Origin of the sequence: Stieleria sp. (assembly GCF_041595215.1) — a bacterium.
Lineage (GTDB): Bacteria > Planctomycetota > Planctomycetia > Pirellulales > Pirellulaceae > Stieleria > Stieleria magnilauensis.
In genome coordinates this window covers 1-5382 of record NZ_JBFHKV010000568.1, presented here as the reverse complement: position 1 = coordinate 5382, position 5382 = coordinate 1, and the positions used below count along the sequence as shown (strand labels likewise).

Sequence of the window (5382 nt, the reverse complement as noted above, 5' to 3'; positions counted from 1 at the left end):
GCGGGGACGTCGCCGGCCGCGAACGAGAGTTTTGGTGATGGCGGACCGGTCAGTTCGCTGACCTTCGAATCCAACCAGTCCTTGGCCTCCAGCGGCAACGCGTACGGCGGTCTGTTCGGTCCTGGGGACAGTTCCAGTTTCTTGACCCAAGCGTACGCAACGGTCCGATCGGGAACCTCCGGCGGCGGATTCACGCGGATCGTGGCGCAATTTGAAACGCTGGGATCCGAACTGGACTACTCATCGATCTTGCTGAGTGCCTCCGCGGCCACCGCCGGCACGATCGCGCCGAGTTTTGTGATTGAAACCGCGCGTACTTCGTTGGGCGGAACCTTTGGCGGTGAAGGCGTCAGCTACCTCGCCCTGTGGGATTTGGACTCGTCGCAGCCGGAGTATCGGTTCGACTTCAACGCCCAATCCACCAGCATGTCGCTGGATCAATTTCGAGTCGACACGTTCACCCAAAACACGCCCTTCATCACGCCATCAGCGGTGCCGGAGCCGGGTAGCGTGGCGTTGTTGGGAATCGTCGCCGGCGGGCTGGTGCTGCGGCGCCGACGCCGGGTGGGACTTCAAAGATCACGCCCATCGATTCGCCGTTCCCCCCGACGATTGCCGCGCACCTCGCGCAATGCGTTCACGCTGGTCGAATTGTTGGTCGTGATCGCAATCATCGGGATCCTGGTCGGTCTGCTGTTGCCCGGTGTGCAAGCGGCACGCGAAGCGGCGCGGCGGATGTCGTGCAGCAACAATTTGAAGCAGATCGGGTTGGCGATGCACAACTATGACAATGTTCACGGAGCACTGCCGCCGAGTGCGTTGGGGATTCGCGTCGGTGGGTCGGGTCGACGGCCGATCCACCGCGCCGGGCTGACGGCGTTCGTTTCCATTTTGCCATTCGTCGAACAAGACGCGTTGTTCGGCCGATTTGATCTGAACGCTGATGCTTGGGCACCGGAGAACGAGGAACCGGCCAAGCAGACACCGGAAGTGTATTTGTGCCCGTCGATGTCGTTGCCCGACAGCGGTGGAACGCCCAACGGGTATTCAAGCTATGCGATTTCCACCGGAACAAAAAAGTACCGCAACCAACTTCACAACGGTGCGATCGTCGATGCGATGAACGTGTTCCAAAGCGAGCGGGTCAGGGCGGGAATCCCCGAAGCCTCGTCGTGGATGTCCTGGGTAGACGTCGATGACATCTCCAACGCCGATGGAACTTCGAACACGCTGCTGGCCGGCGAGTTTGGCGTCCAGGTTCGTGAGACGTCCTCGTTGCCATTCCCCTATCCAGGATCCGGCGGTCAGAGTGCGGGCAAATGGGCGATCAGTTATCCGTATCATTCCAGCGCCTCGACGTTCGGCAGTTTCAACGCCAATCAGATCTCGCTGTTCGACATCCCATCCTACGAATCGTTTCGCGGTCCCCATGCGGCCGGCGTTCAGTTTGTGTTGAGCGACGGCAGCGTGCGATTTTTGACCGAATCGGTCGATGCGGTGACGTTGCATCGATTGACCAGTCGCAACGATGGCGAAGTCGTCGACAGGACACCGTGGTGAGGGGCATGTCGACGATGTCGGATCGCAAAATCACCGTTGCCGATCGATTGCCGTTCGCCGCGGCGTCGGTTCTTGCCATGATGCTACTGACCACCGGATGCAACTCTCCGTCGCAACCGAGCGTCACGGCCGCCGGAACGGTACACGTTTCCGGCGAACCTCTGTCGGGGGCCGTCATCACGCTGGAACCGATGCGACAAACGACGGGGCCGAATGCATCGGCGCCGGTGTTTGACGGACGGTTCCAGGTGCCCGCCAGCGCCGGACTGCACGGCGGGACGTACCGCGTTCGCGTGGCGATGATCCCCGCCGAATTACTCGCCCAATTGCCCAGCGAGCAAGCCGCGTCGTTGCCGCCGGCTGATGCCGTGATCGATCCATCGTTCGATGCGGAGAGCCAACTGACGTGCGAATTGAAGCCCGATCAGCCGAACGCGTTGGCGTTTGCGGTCGAGTTTTTGAAATGATGATTGGGCGCATGAATTGCAGCATCGGCTACCAGGCCGTTTCGTTGGAATTAACAATTTTGGCGCCTTTCACACTTTAGTAAATCAAACACCTCTGAAATCAAAATGAAATCTTTCCTACCGTTTCAAGTCGCGGTCGCAGTCTGCTTGCTTACCACGTCCACCGTCCAGGCGCATATGCCTTGGTTGGCAACCGATGATGAAGGCCATGCCGTGTTGTGGTTCGGCGAATCGCCGGCGGAGCGGACCTACCACATGCCGGGCCCGATCGCCGCGATCGAGCTTTCCGACGGCGAGACGGCCATCGCGACGTCAGCGATTGAAAACGCGTCGTTGATCGGGCTTCGCAGCAAAAATCCAATCGATTCGACGCGTGAGATTGCTGGCAGCGTGACCTATGGGTTGTATCATGACACGAAGTTGACCTATCACGTCGAACACTTGCCCCACGCAGATCCCAGTGGTTGGCCGGACGAACCACGATCGGACGCACCGCTGCAGTCGATCGTGACGGCATCGACTGGCGGAGGCGTTCAGGTAACGGTGTTGCGAGACGGCAAGCCGGCGGAAGGTCTGCAAGTGAAGCTGTATTGCGAGGACGGCCACGAAGAAGCGTCAGGTGAGACGGACATCGCGGGGATCGTGGTGTTTAAAAAGCAAGTCGTGGAACCAGGATTGAATGCGATCGTGGTGGGGGTGACCGACGAGCAAGCGAGTGGAACACTCGAAGGAAAGCGATACGGCAGCACGACCGATTACTTGACGGCAACCTTTCGAATTCCCGGCAAGTCGTCTTCGTCCGAACCGAAACCCCGACCCCAACGCGAACCCCAACGACCGGTCATGGAAACGGACAACAGCGTCTCGATCGGTCCCGCCGCGTTGCCCGACCTGCCCGAGGAACTGACCAGTTTCGGCGCGGCGATCGCCGACGAGACGCTTTATGTCTACGGCGGACACACCGGCGACGCCCATTCGTACTCGACCGAAGAGCAATCCGATCGGTTTTGGAGCCTGAATCTGACGGCGGGCAAATCGGGGCAATGGAAATCTTTGCCCGGCGGACCGTCGCTGCAAGGGTTGGCGCTCGTCGCGTATCAGAACCGATTGATTCGGATCGGCGGATTCACCGCCGTCAACGAACTTGGCCAAGAGCAGGACCTGCGTTCGCAAGCCTCCGTCGCCAGCTACGATCCCGAAACGAACGTTTGGACGGATCTGCCGGCGCTCCCCGAAGCCCGTTCGTCGCTGGACGCCGCGGTCCTCGGCGATCGCGTGTACGTGTTCGGTGGTTGGAAGCTGGATGGCAAGAGCACCGAGAGCCAATGGCATCAAACCGCGTGGTCGTTGGATCTCAGCGATCCTGCGGCAACATGGCACCCTGTCTCCACGCCGCCGTTCAAGCGACGGGCGATCAGCGTCGCCGCTCACGACGGCAAACTTTATGTCATCGGCGGCATGAATTCTGATGGCAAGCCGACCACACGCGTGGACGTGTTTGATCCGCAAGAGGAATCGTGGAGTCTGGCACCGTCGTTGCCCGGACGCGGCATGATGGGATTCGGGGCGGCTTCCTTTGCGACCGGAGAAACCCTCTACGTCAGCACGATGGACGGATTGTTACATCGACTCTCCAGCGACGGTCAGCGTTGGGAGACGATCGCCAAAGGTGATCGCGCTCGATTCTTTCACCGCATGTTGCCGACCGGCGATGGTGCGTTGTTGATGGTCGGCGGTGCGGACATGGAGATCGGAAAGTTCACACAGATCGACCGGATTGAGATCGGCGATTGAAGAGGGATGACGGTTTCGGCGGGAGGGGGCAAAACGATGGGGGCAAAACGATAAGAAGGCAGAATGATGGGGATGGCAGAATGATTCTGGCTCCGCCATCTGAGCGGTCAGGACATCATTCTGCCCCGTATCATTCTGCCACTTCAAATCTTCATTCGGCGTCGTCGGAGGAATGGACGCCTTCGCTGAGGATGACCGCCGGGGCGATGAAGGAGAGGCCTTGTGTGTTGGTGGTGTCGACCATCACCGTTTCGACGACCGGCTGGGTGACTTTCGTCCCGGCCTGCCACTCGACGATGAAACTGGCGCCGGCACCGCCCGATTTGTCATCGCGGGCGATCACAAACTCCGTCGCCGCGAGTGGTCCCAGACGGAGCGGTTTGCTCAGTAACGAGCGAAGTTCCTTGCCGGCGGTGTCGAAATATCGTGCCGACGTGATGGCGATCTCATTGGCCGTGTCGGTGTTTCGGATATTCAGCGTCACCGTTAGCGGATACGGCTCACCCTTTTGGTGATAAACATGCGAATAGGCGGGCACGTAAAGCCGCTGTCCTTGGACCGGATGCCAGGGCAACACGTCGACTTCCATGCGAGCTTCGTCGCGCAGGCTGGGCGTTTGATAGGGAATGCTGCCGGCAATCGAACGCAGCCGAAACTCAACGAAAATGACGATCAGCACGATCGGCACGACGACCAACAGAAAGATCAATAACTTGATCTGTCGGGAGATCTTTTCGGCTTGGTCCTCGGTCATTCGATTCGACACGTCACTTCCCTGGTTGTGGTTTCCCATCGTCACTACCTATTACTTGAAGGTAGCGACAACGAGCGGCCGATTCAATCGGGGAAATCGTTATCGGTCAATTCCCCGCCCCTGACGGTCCGAGCGAACTGAATCGCTGACGGGCAACGCGATGGTGCCAGCCCGAACGCGTCAGCGAGGGACCCCGCGTGGCCCCCTGCTCATGCGTGCGGGCTTCAATCGACAAGCCGCGAACCCTCCGTTTCTTTCGCTAAGATTCGGCGATGCGGTCGACTGCCGCATTACGCCGATGTCGCGCCTTCGGCCAACAGCTCCGCCTCGTCACTCGATGGCTCGGGTTCAGCTTGTTCTTGGGGCTGCGGTGTGACTGTCGCAGCGGTTTGCCTCTTTTGTGCAAACCGCCGCAGCAAGACATAGAACACCGGCGTCAGGAACAACCCGCACAGAGTCACGCCGAGCATGCCGCTGAACACGGCGGTTCCCAACACCCGCCGCATTTCGAAACCGGCTCCCGTTGCCACCAACAGCGGCACCACGCCCAAGATGAACGAAAATGCGGTCATCAAGATGGGGCGCAGTCGCAAACGGCAGGCAGCGACCGCGGCGTCAAATCGATTCTTCCCGGCGTCCTCCTCCGCTTTGGCAAATTCGACAATCAGAATCGCGTTCTTGCATGCCAATCCGATCAAGACGATGAATCCGATTTGGGTCAGCACGTTGTTGTCCATGTCTCGGAACCAGACTCCGATCAGCGCGAACAACAAGCACAGCGGCACGATCAAGATGATCGCCAGCGGC

General features: G+C 59.6%; 5 protein-coding genes. 3 read left to right on the top strand and 2 right to left on the bottom strand.

Annotation, left to right across the window (positions count from 1 at the left end; translation table 11 throughout):
* The 3 genes from ABX749_RS20185 to ABX749_RS20175 form a co-directional block, all read left to right on the top strand.
* A partial coding sequence (locus tag ABX749_RS20185; RefSeq protein ID WP_372897559.1) for a DUF1559 domain-containing protein occupies positions 1-1560 on the top strand: 1560 nt, incomplete at its 5' end.
* 14 nt (positions 1561-1574) lie between these two features.
* Positions 1575-2027 (top strand): hypothetical protein, encoded by a 453-nt coding sequence (locus tag ABX749_RS20180; RefSeq protein ID WP_372897558.1) that lies wholly within the window; start codon positions 1575-1577, stop codon positions 2025-2027.
* 105 nt (positions 2028-2132) lie between these two features.
* Positions 2133-3821, top strand: coding sequence for a kelch repeat-containing protein (locus ABX749_RS20175; protein WP_372897557.1), 1689 nt, complete (start codon positions 2133-2135; stop codon positions 3819-3821).
* Between the two features lie 151 nt (positions 3822-3972).
* Here the strand turns inward: ABX749_RS20175 and ABX749_RS20170 are convergent, their stop codons facing one another.
* Complete coding sequence (locus ABX749_RS20170; RefSeq protein ID WP_145222046.1) at positions 3973-4575, bottom strand: DUF3124 domain-containing protein; 603 nt, start codon at positions 4573-4575, stop codon at positions 3973-3975.
* A gap of 290 nt (positions 4576-4865) precedes the next feature.
* On the bottom strand, positions 4866-5382 hold a 517-nt coding region (locus ABX749_RS20165), incomplete at its 5' end, for an efflux RND transporter permease subunit (protein WP_372897556.1).